The sequence below is a fragment of the Pectobacterium nicotianae genome (assembly GCF_023272715.1).
In the GTDB taxonomy this organism is placed as follows: domain Bacteria; phylum Pseudomonadota; class Gammaproteobacteria; order Enterobacterales; family Enterobacteriaceae; genus Pectobacterium; species Pectobacterium brasiliense.
In genome coordinates, this window is record NZ_CP096821.1 from 4,030,812 (window position 1) to 4,048,672 (window position 17,861).

Below are 17,861 nucleotides of genomic sequence, written 5' to 3' on the forward strand. Positions count from 1 at the left end.
TTAACAACAAAGTCAACGACTATTCGCGGTTATCATGCCGATTACGTGAAAAAGAAGGGCGTTGCATGCAAAAAGAAAGAAGCCCGAGGGCTTCTTTCAGTGAGAGTCGAGAAGGAGGATTACCAGCGATAGCTGACATTCGCGCTAACGTTACGGCCTTCACCGTAGTAGCACCAATAGTTACAGGCGCTGACATACTCACGGTTTGTCAGGTTGGTTGCATTAACCTGCAAGCGCCAGTCTTTGCTGAAATCATAGGCGATCATCGCATCCCACAGCGTATAAGCAGGAACCTTCATGTCCGCTGAATTGGCGATGTCACCGTAAGAGCTGCCCACATAGCGCACACCGCTGCCAATACTTAATCCTTCCAGCTTGCCGTTAAAGGCATAAGTCGCCCAGCCAGACACGATCTGTTCAGGCAGTCCCGGTAGCCGTTTACCCACTTCACCGACAGAACCGGATTTGGTCGTTTCCACTTCATTGTATGTGTAATTTGCCGTCAGCGTCAGACCGGTGTAAACCTCACCGCTCAATTCCAATTCAAGGCCGCGTGAACGCGCTTCCCCCGCCTGAATAGTCAGATTAGGGTTTTTAGGATCCGTCGTTTTAACGTTTTTCTGTTCCAGATTAAACAGGGCAGCAGAAGCATAGCCGTTAAAGCCTTCTGGCGTATATTTCACGCCAACTTCCGTCTGCTGGCCTTCTTCCGGTACATAAGGACGTTCGTAACCATCACGACCCGACACCGGCAAGAACGATTCCGAGTAGCTGACGTAAGGGGAAATACCGTTATCAAACAGGTACATTACCCCAGCAGTCTTGGTAAATTTGGTATCGTCGGTGCGAGTATCCGCGCCTGATGAAAAATTACGGTCGCGAGACTTCGCCACGTCATAACGTCCACCCAGCAAGAAGATCAGACGCTCGTCATACTTAATCTGGTTCTGGACATAATAGCCCGTCTGATGGCGGCCAGAGCGGTGAGCGAACAGTTGGCTATCTGGTGACGTGTAGTTGCCGTAAACCGGGTTAAAAATATCGATAGGTTGGCCAAAGGAGTACAGATTCCCATCACGGCTTTGCGTATTGGCACGGCGGTAGTCGAACCCAAGCAGCAGAGTATTTTCAATATCTTCCCACTGCCATTCGCCAACGAGACGGTTATCGGTAGCCCAGTTTTGCGCAAAACCGTCACGGTAGGTCAGCCCACGATTGGCTAATCGATCGCTGACAACATTCGTTACCGGATCGGTATACATCCCGAGCGCATAAGCATTGCGCAGATCCAAATTCAGATAGGCATAATTCACATTCTGGTGGAACGTCCAGGTATCGTTGAAATGATGCGTGAACTCATAACCTAAGTTGAACTGTCGGCTGTCGTGGCGGTTCATCCCCGGTTCGCCCAGCGACGTTTTATAGCCGACTTTGCCAAACGGCGTGCCATGTAATGTACCGTACGGCAGCTTAAAGCCGTTGGTCGTGTCGGATTTCGTATCCATGTAGCTGGCTAACACGGTCAATTCCGTGTCTTCTCCGAGGAACGTGACGCTCGGTGCCAGATAAAGGCGCTTGCTCTTCGAGAAATCCATCTCACCCGAGGTATCACGCGCTAGCGCAACAACCCGATACAGCACCGAGCCGTCATCATTTAACGGACCTGCGCTATCGACAGCCAGATGGCGATAATCGTTAGAGCCGTATTCCAGCTCGACTTTCCCCTGCGGCAAACGCGTTGGTCGTTTGCTGATGACGTTAACCAGACCGCCCGGCGGGTTTTGCCCGTACAGAACGGAGGCGGGGCCTTTCAGGACTTCGATACGCTCGACGCCGAACGGCTCAATCTGCTGGCCGTAGAACCCGTCTTCATTCAGCGTCGCCAGACCATTCTGGAACCGTGACTGATCGCTAAATCCACGAATCGTCACCCATTCGGCTTTATTGTCCGGCCCGTATGGCGTCGCGAGAATACCGCTGCTATAGCGCAGCGCCTGATCGATCTTTTGCGCACCGCGCTCTTCGATCTGCTTCTCCGTCACAACCGCCACCGCACGTGGCGTCTCTGAAATCGGCACATCCAGCTTCATTGCCGTATTCGGTGGAGCAGTAACGACGATCCGATCGTTTTTAGCGGTAACAGGTGCAGAAACGGGAACGGGATCACTCGCCGTGCGCTGCACTAGCGTCACGCTACCATCGGCACTGTACTGTGCGCTTAGGCCGCTATTGCTGAGGATCTGCTGGAAACCCTGCTCAACGCTGTAGTTCCCCTGCAACCCCGCACCGCGCTTACCCGCCACGACAGCCGGATCGTAAGACAACAATACGCCAGCCTGCTGGGCAAATTGATTGAGCACCTGATTGAGCGGGCCCGACGACACCGCATATTGCTGGACAGGCGCCGCAGACGCAGCATAGGCCGCCGCCATTGGCAGCACTGAGGCAAACGATGCCCCAAGTACCCCAGCACGTAAAGTACGCGCCAATAGGTGGGTACGGAATTTAACCATTATTTATCCCCTATCGCATAAGAAATGCTTGTTTTCAGAAGCTATGCCAATTGAGAGAGTAAAAAGGGGAACCAAAAATCGAAAAATAATTAAAGCAACCCGTTATCAATCAGAAATATTAGGGAAAATACGTTGCCGCTATTGGTAAACCGATACGGTGATTAATAAAAAACTGACGTCGATTTTTATGAAAACGTGCTATCGGCGATAAGCGCTATATCAGCTAAGCTGCATCAATAATTAGACGATAGTCTACTTATTCATTTGTCATCCTTTAGGATTCAACACGCTAAAAATAAAGAAAATTTACAGAGCTTATTGCCAGCGTTTAATAACCCAAGATGTCTAAGGGAATAATTTATGAACAGACAGGAGGCGGTGTGAATAGACAAGAGGAAAGGCTGGATGATATCGAAACGTTTCGCTGTTTATTTTGAACAAGCATATTATATGCAATAAAATAGTTAACTCTCTATTTTTCTTAATTTTAACATCGTCGTCGTTAATAAAGAGTGCCCTTCATTCTTCATTCACGAAAAACTGGCTCGACGTTATCGTTCTACTGGCCGTCAGCGACTATTAGAGAAATCGATTACTTGTTGAGGAAACGATGCTAAGTCAGCCGCAGCAGCGTTACTAATAATAATTTTTCTTTTGTCATTATTTTCCACTGGAAAATACACATCTCTAGTCTTCCGGCCAGATAATCTCCGATTATTCAAGCTTATGACGCTAAATTCGTCGAAGGCTCAACCGCATCCTGATTTAGGATCAGCAGAGAAAGCACTCGATTTTCAACGTTCAGCTTCGAAAAAGACAGCGTACTGAGCTGCTTTTTGGTAAAGCCATCAGACAACAAATCCGAGACCACGCGCGTACTCAACATGTTGGAATTCGTCATAAAATCGTGATAGGCAAACTTCACGTTGATGGGTAGTACATCATCAATTGAGACGGGCGTATTCATTTCAGCACGCAATCCAAAATGGGCGTTGAAGGCAGAATTCGCACAGACGACCTTACATTTCTCGTCAATCACCGCCACTGCACGTCTATCATTCTGAACTGGTTGAGAAAGCATGCCTAAAATCTCATTCCGGCCAAATATCAGACTCATTGTTTCCTCTGCATCATGCTATGTAAAAAGATATCTCACAGCGCGCCATGACGCCACGGCGCACCATTGATAAGCAATCAACCTACCGGAATTTAAAAGGTTTCCGGACTAATAGTGTTCTTCCCCACCCCAGAAAATCACTTAATGAAAATAGTGAATTTCGCTAACCGGAACTGTTTACACGTTCTCAGGCTACCGGGGCTCAAACAGCTGCCGCCTTACTCAGCGTCAGTGATGTTGGGTATATCTATGTTATTTATTTTTGGAAACCGGATATTTCTGAATCAGACACAAAAAATAACACTTCATTTTTCTTTTTTCAGCGGCTAGCACACGGCATCTTTACGCTTTTTAAGAGGTTCCACATCTGTGCTGTGCAACCTACCTAAAGTGTAGATTATTCACACTTATCTGCCCGTTGATAATCAGATAAATCTATTTCATTAATAGTCTACATATAATTAACAACTGGAACAAAATTTCAACACATCAGCCATAGTTGAACGCGCTAAATAGCTGGCCTACGTAGGAATATACTCTGAACAGGATTTTTACTATCGGCTGAATAAGCGGGATCTTTATGCCTTTTGATCGTAAAGGGCGATCAAAAACTTGATAACAATAGATATAATCTATTGAAAACAATGAATTGATCGTTAATGACATTATAACAGCACTGATAATTCTGCTGGCAGTCATATTGTGACATACATCACTTACTGCATTTTGACTACCACGAAAAAGTTGCCTGTTTTCTGCACCAAAAGACTATCTTTTAAGTAATGCCCCACTGCTTTTCCTGCATTGCGTGATCAATCGCGCAAAAAAGAAACAAAGATAACTGGTTAACTAGAATTAACCATTATTTGACATAGCATTAACATGTTTAAGGAGAAGCGCTATGACACAACATAATAAACACGCTATTCCCGCTTCAATTGCGGAAAATGCACTGATAAATGCCCAGCAATACAAAAATATGTATCAGCTGTCCGTTGACGACCCCGACGCCTTTTGGGGCGAGCAAGGAAAGATCGTCGATTGGATCAAACCCTATAAAACGATCAAGAACACCTCATTCGACCCCGGCCACATCAGTATCCGCTGGTTTGAAGACGGTACACTCAATGTGGCAGCAAACTGCCTGGATCGTCATCTGGCCGAGCGTGGCGATCAAACCGCCATCATCTGGGAAGGTGATGACGCGACAGAAAGTAAAAAAGTCACCTACCGTGAACTGCATCAGTCCGTGTGCCGCTTCGCCAATGTGCTGAAGTCGCAGGGCATCAAAAAAGGCGATGTTGTTGCTATTTATATGCCAATGGTGCCGGAAGCAGCGGTGGCAATGCTGGCCTGCGCCAGAGTCGGGGCGATTCATTCGGTGATCTTCGGGGGCTTCTCTCCCGAAGCGATTTCCGGGCGTATCATCGACTCCAGCGCCAAATTGGTCATCACTGCCGATGAGGGTGTACGCGCCGGACGAGTGATTCCGCTGAAGAAGAATATTGATGAGGCGTTAAAGAACCCGAACGTCACCACCATTTCCAGCGTTATCGTTTTCCGCCGTACGGGTAAGATCGGTGAATGGCAGGACGGGCGCGATCTGTGGTGGCACGATCTGGTTGAAAAAGCAGACGATCATTGTCCACCAGAAGAGATGAATGCGGAAGATCCGCTCTTTATTCTTTATACGTCAGGTTCGACCGGTAAACCCAAAGGTGTGTTGCACACCACTGGCGGTTATCTGGTTTATGCTGCGCTGACCTTCAAGTATGTATTCGACTATCACCCCGACGACATTTACTGGTGTACGGCGGACGTTGGCTGGGTCACGGGGCACAGTTACCTGCTTTATGGCCCACTGGCATGCGGTGCGATTACGCTGATGTTCGAAGGAGTACCAACGTGGCCGGACGCCAGCCGCATGGCGCAAGTGGTCGATAAGCATAAGGTCAACATCCTCTATACCGCTCCCACCGCGATCCGCGCGCTGATGGCTGAAGGTGATAAAGCGATCGAGGGCACATCGCGTGAATCCCTTCGGATCATGGGTTCCGTCGGTGAGCCGATCAACCCAGAAGCCTGGGAATGGTATTTCAACAAAATCGGCAATGGCAAATGCCCTATCGTCGATACCTGGTGGCAGACGGAGACGGGCGGCTTCATGATCACCCCGCTGCCGGGCGCGATTGAAGCGAAAGCCGGTTCCGCGACACGCCCGTTCTTCGGTGTACAGCCTGCACTTGTCGATAACCTCGGCAACCCGCAAGAAGGCACCGCTGAAGGCAATCTGGTCATCGTAGATTCCTGGCCGGGTCAGGCTCGAACCCTGTTTGGCGATCACGACCGCTTTGAGCAAACCTATTTCTCTACCTTTAAAGGCATGTACTTCAGCGGTGACGGCGCGCGCCGTGACGAAGATGGCTATTACTGGATCACGGGTCGCGTTGACGACGTGCTGAACGTTTCCGGGCACCGTCTGGGGACGGCGGAAATCGAATCAGCGCTCGTTGCCCATCCCAAGATTGCCGAAGCGGCCGTGGTCGGCATTCCGCACCATATGAAAGGGCAGGCTATTTACGCCTATATCACGCTGAACCACGGCGAAGAGCCGTCCAGCGAGCTGTATACAGAAGTCCGCAACTGGGTGCGTAAGGAAATCGGTCCGATTGCTACACCAGACATCCTGCACTGGACTGACTCTTTACCAAAAACGCGTTCCGGCAAAATCATGCGTCGTATTTTGCGTAAGATCGCCGCCGGTGACACCAGCAATTTGGGGGATACCTCAACGCTGGCCGATCCTGGCGTCGTCGAAAAACTGCTCGAAGAAAAGCAGGCTATGAGTACCGCCTCTCAATAACCCTCTACCCCACCACTCTCTTCATTCCCGTAAGCCATGATGTGGCTTGCGGGAATGTGGGTGGCGATAAATCAGATGGTGACGTCGCGGTAGCACTCAACCCTACAGATTACTGGAGACTTACGATGAATGGTGCCATTTATCAACGGATTGAAAGTAACCCCTTATTCAGAGAACTGGTCAACAAGCGACAGCGTTTTGCCGCTTTTCTTTCACTCATCATGCTGGTGCTTTACGTCGGCTTTATTCTGCTGATCGCCTTTGCGCCTGGCTGGCTGGGAACGCCGATCGCTCCAGGCTCCAGCATTACCCGCGGCATTCCGATTGGTGTGGGATTGATTGCGATTTCCTTCATTCTGACCGGCGTCTATGTGTATCGCGCTAACGGTGAATTTGATCGTCTGACCAAGCAGTTACTGGATGAGGTAAAGCAATGAAAATACGCTTTATGATGCTGTTCGGGCTTTTAACGCTGCCAGTGCTTGCGTGGGCAGCGGATGCCCTCACGGGGGATGTCCAGCGCCAGCCGTTGAATATTCAGGCCATCGTGATGTTTCTGCTGTTCGTCGGCGGCACGTTGTATATCACCTACTGGGCGTCGAAGAAAACCCGCTCGCGTAGTGATTACTATACGGCGGGCGGCAACATTACCGGCTTCCAGAACGGGCTGGCGATTGCGGGCGACTACATGTCCGCTGCATCCTTCCTCGGTATTTCTGCGCTGGTCTATACCTCCGGCTACGACGGCCTGATTTACTCACTCGGCTTTTTGGTTGGCTGGCCCATTATTCTGTTTCTGATCGCAGAGCGGCTACGTAACCTTGGGCGTTATACCTTTGCTGACGTCGCCTCCTACCGTTTACAACAGCGCCCGATCCGCAGCCTCTCCGCCTGTGGTTCGCTGGTGGTGGTGGCGCTGTACCTCATCGCACAGATGGTGGGCGCGGGGAAACTCATCGAACTGCTGTTCGGCCTCAATTACCACATTGCCGTGGTGCTGGTCGGTATTCTGATGGTGATGTACGTGATGTTTGGCGGCATGCTCGCCACCACATGGGTGCAGATTATTAAAGCCGTCCTGCTGCTGTTCGGTGCCACCTTCATGGCTGTCATGGTCATGAAATCCGTAGGCTTCAGCTTTGATACCCTGTTCAAACAGGCGATGGCGGTTCACCCAAAAGGCGCGTCGATCATGAGCCCCGGCGGACTGGTTTCTGACCCGATATCCGCGTTGTCCCTTGGGCTAGGTCTGATGTTCGGTACAGCCGGTCTTCCGCATATCCTGATGCGTTTCTTCACCGTCAGCGATGCGAAAGAAGCACGAAAGAGCGTGTTCTACGCCACGGGGTTCATGGGTTATTTCTACTTCCTGACCTTCATCATCGGTTTTGGTGCCATCCTGCTGGTCAGCGCGAATCCTGCGTTTAAGGACGCAACGGGTGCGCTTATCGGTGGGAATAACATGGCGGCCGTGCATCTGGCCGATGCGGTCGGCGGTGACTTCTTCCTCGGCTTTATCTCCGCCGTGGCCTTTGCCACCATTTTGGCCGTCGTCGCGGGTCTGACGCTGGCGGGTGCCTCTGCCGTGTCCCACGACCTTTACTCTAACGTGATCAAGAAAGGGAAAGCGACGGAGCGTGATGAGCTGAAAGTCTCGAAAATCACCGTACTGGTGCTGGGCGTGGTGGCGATTTCGCTCGGTATCCTGTTTGAGAACCAGAACATTGCCTTTATGGTCGGGTTAGCGTTCTCCATCGCCGCGAGCTGTAACTTCCCGATTATTATCATCTCCATGTATTGGTCGAAGCTCACCACGCGCGGCGCAATGATCGGCGGTTGGGCGGGTCTGTTGACCGCCGTCATTTTGATGATATTGGGGCCGACGATCTGGGTGAAAATCCTCGGTCACGCTACGCCTATTTACCCCTACGACTATCCAGCGCTGTTCTCCATGCTGGTGGCGTTTATCGGTATCTGGTTCTTCTCCATCACCGATCGTTCCGAAGCCGGACAACAGGAACGCGCACGCTTCCATGCACAGTTTGTCCGCTCACAAACCGGCGTAGGTGCATCAAAAGGCAGTTCCCACTAACCTTCCTCTCTCTGGCCCGCGAAATGCGGGCCAGCTCTTCTCTGACATCCAACGCTTCGCGCTATTGAAAGATTTTTGCGGGGCGGCTTCACGATAGTTATCGGCCTTCTGTTCTTCCCTGAACGTTCCGCTAGGGTGTTTGCATAAACATCACAGGGAAAGGATGCGATGCAACCTCACGACGCCATCTTCAAACAGTTTTTGAGTGATATTGATATCGCCAGAGATTTTCTTGCCGCCCATTTACCACCCGCTATTCAGCAACAGTGCGATTTCAGTACATTGCAGTTGGAGTCTGCATCGTTTATCGAAAACACATTACGCTCACGTCTTTCAGACATGTTGTACTCACTGCAAACTCGCTCTGGTTCTGGGTATATCTATTGCGTCATAGAGCATCAAAGTCGCCCCGACAAGCTCATGGCTTTCCGGTTATTGCGCTATTGCCTTGATGCAATGCAGCAGCATTTATCACAGGGTCATCAGTCGTTACCCGTGGTTATTCCACTCCTGTTCTATCACGGCAAGCGTAGTCCTTATCCGTATAGTATGCAGTGGCTGGATCATTTCACCGATCCACCGCTGGCAGCACAGGTTTACCATCATGCCTTTCCGCTGATAGACCTGACCGTTATTCCAGATGAAGAGATCAAAACGCACCGCCGTGCCGCACTGCTGGAACTCGTGCAGAAACACATCAGAACACGGGATATGCTGGAATTGGCGCACGACATCGGGCTATTATTTGAACACTGGAATCTGTCTTTGCCACTGCGGCACGCATTATTACTGTACGTCGCGACAGTGGGCAACACGTCTGGCATAGACAGGTTCATTGATTCAGTGGCTGAGCCCCTGTCAACGCATAAGGAGGACACAATGACCATTGCACAACAATTACACCAAAGGGGATTTGAGCAGGGGATGCAGGCAGGTATGCAAGAAGGGATGAAATCTAGCGCGCTAAACATCGCCCGCCAGTTACTGCAAAACAAGATGGAGCAGGAGCTAGTTCAGCGCGTTACCCAACTGTCCGATGAAGAGATGACGCAGTTGCTCCGCAGCGAGCAGAAGTAATTTTTTATCGTGGGCTATCCATCCCTGCCCACCGTTCTGCGGAACCCAGCGCTTCACCTTGTTAAAACGGGGTTTATTCCTCGCTTAAGGTCACCACGTCATACATCACGCTGCCGCCTTTTAATTGCAGCGTGATTGTGTTGTTGCCGTTTTTCAGAAAGCGGGATGACACAGGGATACGGGCGATGTGATAACGACCGCTCTGTAGCGCACCGCGATAAATGGTTTTGTCATTTGCGTAAGTCAACGTTTCCAACGTGGTGCCGTTCACCGCTACCGCCAGCTGTGGCATGGTCGGTTCACTCATGCCGCTGTTGCTCGCGGCCGCCAACGCGATGTTCAGGAAATAGGTTTTCTTCTCAGGTTGCAGGGCAAAACGGATATCCCATTTTCCCGGTTTGGTTTGCGCGTAATACCAGTCACGCTGATAGTCGCTGCGGCCAATATCGAACGTCAGGTTTGCCGGAACCTCATGCTGCCAACGGGTATTACGTGCCTCATTGCCAAAGCGGAATTCGCTCGCCTGCCGATTGGCTTGCCCAATCGCCCACACAACCGGCTCGGCTTTAGGCAGGGCAATCACAGGCAGCACTTGCTTATCACCGGAAACGGACAGCGTTTGTTCTGCCAATATTCCCGGCTGTGTACCGCTGTTTGCGTATACTGCCAGATGGTAATTGCCCGGACGGACATGGGGAATCGCAAAATTCCCCTGAGCATCGGTGGTTGCCTGATACGAATAGCCGCGAGTTTGCACATCAAACGGTTCATCCAGCGATGACGAAAGCACGACGGTTACGGGCTGCTGGCTGGCAACGCGCCCACTCACCTGCGTGCGCTCGCGCGCATAGCGAGAATCGTCCACCCAGTTGTACGGCCAACTGACAGTTTCCGTCAGCGCCTGACGCTGAGCATCCGCCAACATGTGTCCGGTATCGCCCTGATTGATATACAGCAGCCACGGACCGTAGAATTTTTTCCAGCCTGGTGGAGCGACCATATCCGGCGTGCCGAAATGCGAACCCGTCATGTAGTTCAGGATGATCGCATCCTGATGCACCAGCAGATCCTGCTTGAGCGCATCGCCGGAGAAATACTCTCGATTGCCATGAATCAGCCATGCGCCCACGCCGTTACCGAAAACGCCCCAGAAAGGCGCGGCACGCATGTAACCGGCGAAATCATATTTGGAATAAATGCTGCCATCCGGCAATCGCCAGGTTTCATCCTGCACCTTCGGCGACGCTTCAAGCTGACTGTAGAGCAGCGGTTTACCCTGACGATCGCCATTGTAGAGATGATCTAACCGGGCGGGATCGAAGCGATAGACGTTACGTAGTTCACTGACTTTAACGTCCTGAGTTCCGCTATTTTCAGCAACGACATAGCTATAAAGCCCGCTAACACCGCGACGCATAATCAGGTGATATTCAAGCCGTAACAGCCCGTCTCGATCGTCGATATAGGCGACATGCGCCATATCACGATCGTTGCGCAGCACCTCTACCCGCTCGGGGACAAAATCGTTGACGCCTTTAGCATGAGTATCGTTAATATAGTAATCGAGGTAGGCGCTACGCGTTTTGCTTGGGTCACGCGCCGCGCCGGACAGGTTGGTGACGATATTTTTGCCTCCCGTCACCATGCTCACCGCGCTGCCATCCTCCCCGAACGCGACCTTCAGCAAGCCGTTATCCAGCACGGTATTCAAACCAGAAACGGATAACGACACCGCATTATCCTGCGCGCTATAGCTATAGGGTGCCAGCATGGCCCCCACCAACAACAAGACAGATCGCTTCACAGTCAGCCCTCTTGTGTTCAGTCGGATCACAGTGGTTCAGGTAACGGCCAATGTCAGATATTAGGGGAAACACGGTGATGAGGTTCCCGCAGGGACACCTCGCACCGTGGTAGCCCCGTGTATCTCGATGTCACGTAACAGCCTTACCACTAGTGTAAAAAGCCAAATATTTTAAACAGATAGAATAGAGATAACAGGAACAACATAATCGAGGAGATCCTCCCTCTCCTTCACACCACTGCCAGCACAAACAAGAATCTGGCAATAGCGGGAAGAAAGTCAGGATCGACATCGCAGAAATCAAAACTGATCAGAATGACAGCTCGCGAATCAGTACGGCGGATACCACTTTCCAGCCGCGAATCAACAGGCTTTGCGCCTCACCGTCCATCACCACCGTGCCGCGCAGCACCTGCGGCTGAGCACGATAATCGTCGGGCAGACTGAGCAGCACGCGATAAACGGCCTGTTCAGGATGCAGCTTGCGTTGTGAATCGCTCAGCGTGGCAATATCTCCGCCATAAATCGATGCCAGTTCCGGCGCGGCATTCAGATCGCGGGTTGCCGTGCTGGCAATCTCCACAATGGTGAGCGGCAGCGACGAGCGGCTCACATCCTGTAAATAAAACGTCCCCTTTGCGCCCGTGCGAAGCCGCTGCCAGTCTTTTTCCGATACAAATGCTTCTACCAGCCCGCCGGTTGGCTTGGTGACAACCGCCAGCCATTCGCCCTGCCCCAGCCACTCACCGGTTTCCAGAGGCGTTGTCATGTCTGCCACCACGCCGTCTATCGGCGCACGCACCGTCAGTTGCTCAGACTGACGCTGCAAGACCTGTAACTTTTGCAGCGCTGCTTCGTGCTCCTGCTTTACCCGCTGGTGATCGCCAGCCGCTTCCTTGTTGAATACCTGAAAGGTGCTTTGCCAATTCAGCGTGGCAATTTGTCGCTCTAGCTGTTTCTGTTCGTGCGCCAGCGCGTCAGACGACAGCGTAAACAGCGTTTGTCCCGCTTGCACAGGCTGGCCGACCTTCACGTCAATGCGCTGAATCATCGCGGGCACGGGCATATACAGGCTGCTTTGCTGTTCCGCCCGCAGCAGCGCCGGTGCATACACGCCGCGCTGCCAGGGAATCATCAGCAAGAGCAGAACCACGGCGCTCACAACCAGCGTTGTCGTCATATTACGGTTCATACGATAATCCTTACGGCGTTTACTCCATTCGCGCACTTCATTTACCACTGGCATCACCACGAAGTAGCCGATTTCAATCGCGAAAAGCAGCATCCCCAGCAGTTTGAACGTCATGTGGTAAACCAGAATCGCGATACCGGTAAACAGGAAGAAACGGTATATCCACACCGCAAAGGCATAGCCCACCAGCGTGCGTTGCAGCCAGCGTGGAAAGTGCTCCGGCGGCGCATCGCCTAAGCCGAACAGCCATTCCCGCATCTGCCAGCGGCCGATAGCGAAGCCACGATTTTGCAGATTCGGCATCTGCAATCCATCGGACAGCAGGAAATAGCCGTCGAATCGCATCAGCGGGCTGAGGTTAATCGCCAGCGTCATGATCCAGGTCGTCGTCGCCAGCATAAACGCGGCGCTGCGCAGCATGCCGTCCGGCAAGAAGCTCCATGCCAGCGTCGCCCACGCCGCCAGCACCAGCTCGGTCATCATGCCCGCTGCGCCAATCGCCATCCGCTGCCGACGGCGGGTGAGCTTCCACGAGCCGGACGTATCGGTGTACAGCACCGGCATCATCACCAGAAACGCGACGCCCATCGTCGCGACCCGCGCACCAAAACGCTTGCAGGTGTAGGCGTGGCCGAACTCATGCAGAATCTTGGTAAAGCACAGCGTCAGCCCCGCCAGCGCTGCGCCTTCCAGCGTGAAGAAATGCAGAAAGGTATGCTTGAACGTTTCCCACTGACGTCCGGCGAGGAAGAGCCCCAGCACGGCCACCAGCAGTGTCAGTTTGAGGAAAGTCCGGCTGAAAAACGGTTCGACCCACGGCAGCGTTGCGCCCAGAAAGCGATCGGGGTGCCATAAGGGGATGCGAAAAAACAGGTAGTTCTTCAGCAGTTTGCGCCAAATCGAAACGCGTGACTGTTCCACCTGACGAGAAAACTGCGCCAGCGCCTCATCGCCGGAAACGCGCGTCAGGCTGTTCGCCTGCAAGAAGCGATTAAAGTACTGCACATCGCTGTCATCGAGCGTCAGTGCAGAAGTTTGGTTAACGTCGGCCACGATCTGCGCCGCGTTCCCCATCGACCAGCGCGATAGCATCGCCATTTCTGCCCAGCCGATACGAAAATAGAGACCACGCAGCGGATCTTCCAGCGTCCAACTGGGCGATCCGTCGCGGTTAGCCGGTCCAGCGTGCAGGATCAGTTCATCGCGTAACGGGCTAAGCCCAGCGGCTGGCGTCGCACCTCCGGCCATCGTTAGACGCCCAGCCAGACGCGCAGGGATGCCAGCGGTTTACGCAGTAGGTAAACGAACAATACCGTGCGTTTCCCGTACAGCTTGGCGGTCCCCTTCAGGCCCACGCGCAGCTGCGGGTCATCCTGCGTAAAACGGGCTCGTAGCCGATAGGCCATCACATTATCCGGCGTCGGTGCGGCGCGATAGCCAATCTGTTCAAGCCGCGCGTCCTGTGCCGAATTCGGCGCAACATTGAGGAACAGGCGCACGTCCGCACCATTTTCCAGCGCAATCGCATCCGCCGCAGGCAGTTGGATCTCCAGCTCAACATCATGTGGATCGGCAATCATCATGATGCGTTCTCCCACCGCCACCGAGCGACCAATCCAGTCGCTGCTATCGTCAAAAATCGCCACGCCGTCACGCGGGGAAGCGAGCTGCATGCGTTCCTGCTGACGTTGCAGAAAATCCATCTCGCTCTGCGCCTGCTCGCGGCGGCTTTGCAGCACGGCCAGGCTGGCTTTGCTGTTAGCATCGAACAGCGCTTGCTGCTGTGCCTGACGATACTGAGCATCGGCAGTAGCAAAAGCCTGTCGGGCCGATTCCAGCCGGTTTTCCAGTTCGCGCACGTCCAGTCGCACCAGCGGCTGATTAGCGCTGACAGTCTGATTAGGGCGAACCAGTATGTTATCCACCACACCCGCCACAGGCGCACGCACCATCACCGGACGATGCGCGACAATCTCTGCCGGAGCCAGCACCGACTGGCGAACCGGGATCAACAAGATCAGCACCAGCGCCACGATCGCAGCAACGATCAAACGGCGTCTGGCAGGCGGCGTTTTCGACGGACGACGGCGAACTTTGCACAGGCTCGACCAGGCGTGCGCATAGGCATCTGCCAGTTTTTCCAGCAGCACGATCTCGGCAGGCAGCCACGCACTATCCCGCGCTAACACCAGCACCAGCGGCGTATCGCCCTGCGGTAAACGCAGCGGCAGCCAGAGTAAAAATTCCGGCAGATGTTCCTGCCACAAAATTTGGTCATCGGCAGGCAGCTCACGGCATTGCAGCGCCTGCGTTTGACGCCCTTCTTCCTGCCACTGGCGGCACAGGCGGCTAAATTCGGTACAAAACGGCGCGTTGTGATCGAGCGAGGCCAGCCCAGAAGCAGCCTGCAAGCGCCGTTTATCGCAGTCCCATAGCAGCGCCTGCCGATACTTCACGACATTGTGCGTCTCGTTGACGATGAAAAACGCCAGCTCATCCAGCGTCTCACGCGCTCTGGCACGGCTTTGCAGCTGCAACAGCTCGGCCAGCAGTGCCAGCCGGGTATCCTGTTCAGTTTGTGCTACCGTCGTGTTCCGTTCGGTCATGGTGACACGCTACCGGCATCAGGCGGTACGATTTGCGCCACGCCGCTCATGCCCGGCAGCAATCCGGCGGTAGACTGGGCAATGCGGCCAAAAACTTTTACCGACTGACTAACCGGATCGATCGCCGAAGAGAGTCGGCTGATTTCCGCCGGATAGCTCAGACCGGTTTCATCCAGCACGACCTGAAAGGTGCTGCCCTGCTTTAACCACACCAGCCAGCGCGACGGCACGATCATTTCCAGCTCAAACGCGCTGTCATCATAAATCGCTAACAGCTCTTTGCCTTCCGGCACGGATTCCCAACGCTTCACCTTGGTTTCCGTCACGCGACCAGAGAACGGCGCTTTAATCACACAGCGTTGCAGCATGGCGCGATTGACACCGCTTTCGGCCTGCGCCATCGACACCGACGATCGCGCCTGATCGACATCCGACAGGCTGATCGAATTGAGCTTATCCAGCCGATCGGCAATCGCCAGCTTTTTACGCGCGGCATTCTCTGCGGCGTTTGAATAATTCAGCTTCTCGCGCAGCACGGTGCAGTCAAACGTCACCAGCGTATCGCCCTGCTTGAAGTGTTCACCCTCTTTCACCGCAATATCCGTCACTTTCCCGGCAATTTCGCTGGATAACACGGTATAGCGCTGCGCGCTAAGCTGTACGCGAATGTCTCCCGTCGTCGCAGCCTGCCCCAACAGGGGCAGACCTAACGCACTGACCAGCAACAGCGGACGCATCATGCCAAAAGCCATTAACGCGAACCTCCCGCCTGTAGAGATTGCAGGTTATCCCACATATCCGTGTTCACCACGCGATAGGGCTTACCCGCGCTAGCCGACGGTGCCGTCGTCGACGAGGCAATTGGCTTCACCGCAGGCGCAGAGGATGGGGTAGACGCTGTTTTAGTCGACGCCGTCGTGGTGGCAGGCGTAGCCGGTGTTGCCAGAGACAGACGCGGTACCGCGACGCCACCTTTTTCAAGGTTACCCGTGGTGCGGGCAATCGAGCTGCTCAGCGCCGCCAGACTGACATCGCTCACGTTATCCGGCAGTACATCCAGCCCGGCAGCCTGATACACCGCGCCGAGCGCGTTCTGCACATCGGCAAAGCTGCGGTCACGCGCGCGGGTCGTCAGAATGGTTTCCGTGCTGACGCGCACCTGTTCCATTTGCGTTTCGGCACGATGCTGTACGCTGAGTGTGGTCTGGTTGAGGATACCGCGCTGAATCCGCGCCAGTTCCTGATAGCGGCCAAACATCTGCGTACTCTGCTGGTATTCCTGCCAGGCGACGTTCACCTGCGTCAGCACCGCCATGCGCAGCGCCTGACGACGAACTTCCGCCAGATCTTCATTCGCCTGTCCGGCGCGTTTCACCGATGACCATGACAGAACGTTCAGCAGGTTGCCGCTGACCTGAACGCCTGCGTTCGCCCACTGGTGATTGACCAGATAGCTGTTGCTGTCGCCGTTGATACCGGCAAACAGGGACACGCCCGGCAGCAGACGCAGCAGTGATTTACGGGTTTCCAGTACGCTATTGCGTGCCAGATAGCTCTCTTCGCGCACTTCCGGGCGTTTAACCATCGAGAAGTTTTCCAGATCGTCGAGCGAGTAGGCCATCTTCGGTGCGACCAGACTGCTTTCGCTCGGTACGACGACATCGTATTTGCTTGACGGCGGCAGGTTCATCAACGCGGCCAGACGGGATTTCGCCACCACCAGATCGCTGTCGACAATCTCTAACTGACGCACCATCTCCAGCATGTTTTTCTGGAAACGCAGTGCCTCAACCGGTGCCAGCAGACGCTGTTGTTCGGTCTGACGCGCATATTCCAGCGCCTGACGCGCCTGCGTCAGCGCGGTCGTCACTTCCGGCTGCAAGCGCTGTGCCGTTGCCGCCTCCCAGTAGGCCGTTCGCACCTGACGGGTAATATCCGCGACCACGCGACGACGGCGCTCTTCCGCCGCCAGCGATTTGTTCGCCTGCACTTTGGCGTTGAAATAGCTGATACCGAAGTCCAGCACGTTCCAGCTCATCGTCAGATCGGCGGTACGCTGGGTCTGATCCTGACTGGTGGATGGCACCAATGACGGTTGCCCTGTTGCGATATTTTCGCTGCTGGAACCGGCGACGTTATCACGGGTTTGCAGGCCAGCGCGGGCGGTCAGTTTCGGTAACAGCATGTCCAGATTCTGTACGCCCAACAGGTCATCTTCCATCGCCTGTTCCAGCAGTGCGACCCGCTGTTGCAGGTTATATTTCAGCGCACGGGCAATCGCTTCATCCAGCGTAATCGTGCCGCGCACCGGCTCCTGATTGGCGAACATCTGCGTTCTGTCGCTCAGCGCCTGTGCAACCTGTTGTTCGATCGTAACCGGCTCAGGTTTGACGGCACAGCCAGCCAGACCCAGACAAGCCAGGGCTACCGCGATCCGTAACGCCCGGGAACCCGCGGTGCGTGGTCTAGCCTCGTGTTGAACGTTCTGCTGCTGACTGTCGTGTTGCTGGCTATCCCAGAAATGCGCTATGTGCTGATTCACCCGGGTTCTCCCCATCTTCTATTTGTCTGTTCCCTTCATCTTGCAGGCGGTGGAG

11 protein-coding genes are annotated in these 17,861 nt (G+C 53.8%); 4 read left to right on the plus strand and 7 right to left on the minus strand.

The genetic code is table 11. The annotated features are described in order from the left end of the window. Window positions 1-119: 119 nt before the first annotated feature. Window positions 120-2,513 carry a TonB-dependent siderophore receptor gene (locus MYB54_RS17945; RefSeq protein ID WP_248721150.1) on the minus strand — a complete coding sequence of 798 codons (2,394 nt, stop codon included), beginning with the start codon at window positions 2,511-2,513 and terminating at the stop codon, window positions 120-122. Between the two features lie 724 nt (window positions 2,514-3,237). Continuing rightward, window positions 3,238-3,630: a hypothetical protein gene (locus MYB54_RS17950; protein ID WP_010282300.1), complete on the minus strand. Its 393-nt coding sequence runs from the start codon at window positions 3,628-3,630 to the stop codon at window positions 3,238-3,240. A 901-nt stretch (window positions 3,631-4,531) separates the two neighbouring features. Between MYB54_RS17950 and acs the strand changes: the two genes are divergently transcribed. The 4 genes from acs (at window position 4,532) to MYB54_RS17970 (ending at window position 9,662) form a co-directional block, all read left to right on the plus strand. Then, window positions 4,532-6,493, plus strand: coding sequence for an acetate--CoA ligase (acs, locus tag MYB54_RS17955; protein WP_248721151.1), 1,962 nt, complete (start codon window positions 4,532-4,534; stop codon window positions 6,491-6,493). Between the two features lie 125 nt (window positions 6,494-6,618). Next, window positions 6,619-6,930, plus strand: coding sequence for a DUF485 domain-containing protein (locus MYB54_RS17960; protein WP_248721152.1), 312 nt, complete (start codon window positions 6,619-6,621; stop codon window positions 6,928-6,930). After that, window positions 6,927-8,585, plus strand: a complete 1,659-nt coding sequence (gene actP / locus MYB54_RS17965; RefSeq protein WP_010295745.1) for a cation/acetate symporter ActP — start codon at window positions 6,927-6,929, stop codon at window positions 8,583-8,585. The genes MYB54_RS17960 and actP overlap by 4 nt, the downstream gene beginning before the upstream one ends. A 168-nt stretch (window positions 8,586-8,753) precedes the next feature. Further along, window positions 8,754-9,662 (plus strand): Rpn family recombination-promoting nuclease/putative transposase, encoded by a 909-nt coding sequence (locus tag MYB54_RS17970; RefSeq protein ID WP_248721153.1) that lies wholly within the window; start codon window positions 8,754-8,756, stop codon window positions 9,660-9,662. A 73-nt stretch (window positions 9,663-9,735) separates the two neighbouring features. Here the strand turns inward: MYB54_RS17970 and MYB54_RS17975 are convergent, their stop codons facing one another. From MYB54_RS17975 to MYB54_RS17995, 5 genes are all read right to left on the minus strand, one after another. After that, a complete protein-coding gene (locus MYB54_RS17975; protein ID WP_248721154.1) occupies window positions 9,736-11,466 on the minus strand; it encodes a polysaccharide lyase family protein in 1,731 nt (576 codons plus the stop codon). Window positions 11,467-11,776: 310 nt separating this feature from the next. After that, window positions 11,777-13,906 carry a site-2 protease family protein gene (locus MYB54_RS17980; protein WP_248721155.1) on the minus strand — a complete coding sequence of 710 codons (2,130 nt, stop codon included), beginning with the start codon at window positions 13,904-13,906 and terminating at the stop codon, window positions 11,777-11,779. A 2-nt stretch (window positions 13,907-13,908) separates the two neighbouring features. Continuing rightward, entirely contained in the window at window positions 13,909-15,264 is a 1,356-nt protein-coding gene (locus tag MYB54_RS17985) for an efflux RND transporter periplasmic adaptor subunit (protein ID WP_180774848.1), read from the minus strand. Continuing rightward, on the minus strand, window positions 15,261-16,016 hold the full coding sequence (locus tag MYB54_RS17990) for an efflux RND transporter periplasmic adaptor subunit (protein WP_248721156.1): 756 nt from the start codon (window positions 16,014-16,016) through the stop codon (window positions 15,261-15,263). Before MYB54_RS17990 ends, MYB54_RS17985 begins: the two co-directional genes overlap by 4 nt. Beyond that, window positions 16,016-17,806, minus strand: coding sequence for a TolC family protein (locus MYB54_RS17995; protein WP_248721157.1), 1,791 nt, complete (start codon window positions 17,804-17,806; stop codon window positions 16,016-16,018). The genes MYB54_RS17990 and MYB54_RS17995 overlap by 1 nt, the downstream gene beginning before the upstream one ends. Window positions 17,807-17,861 lie beyond the last annotated feature (55 nt).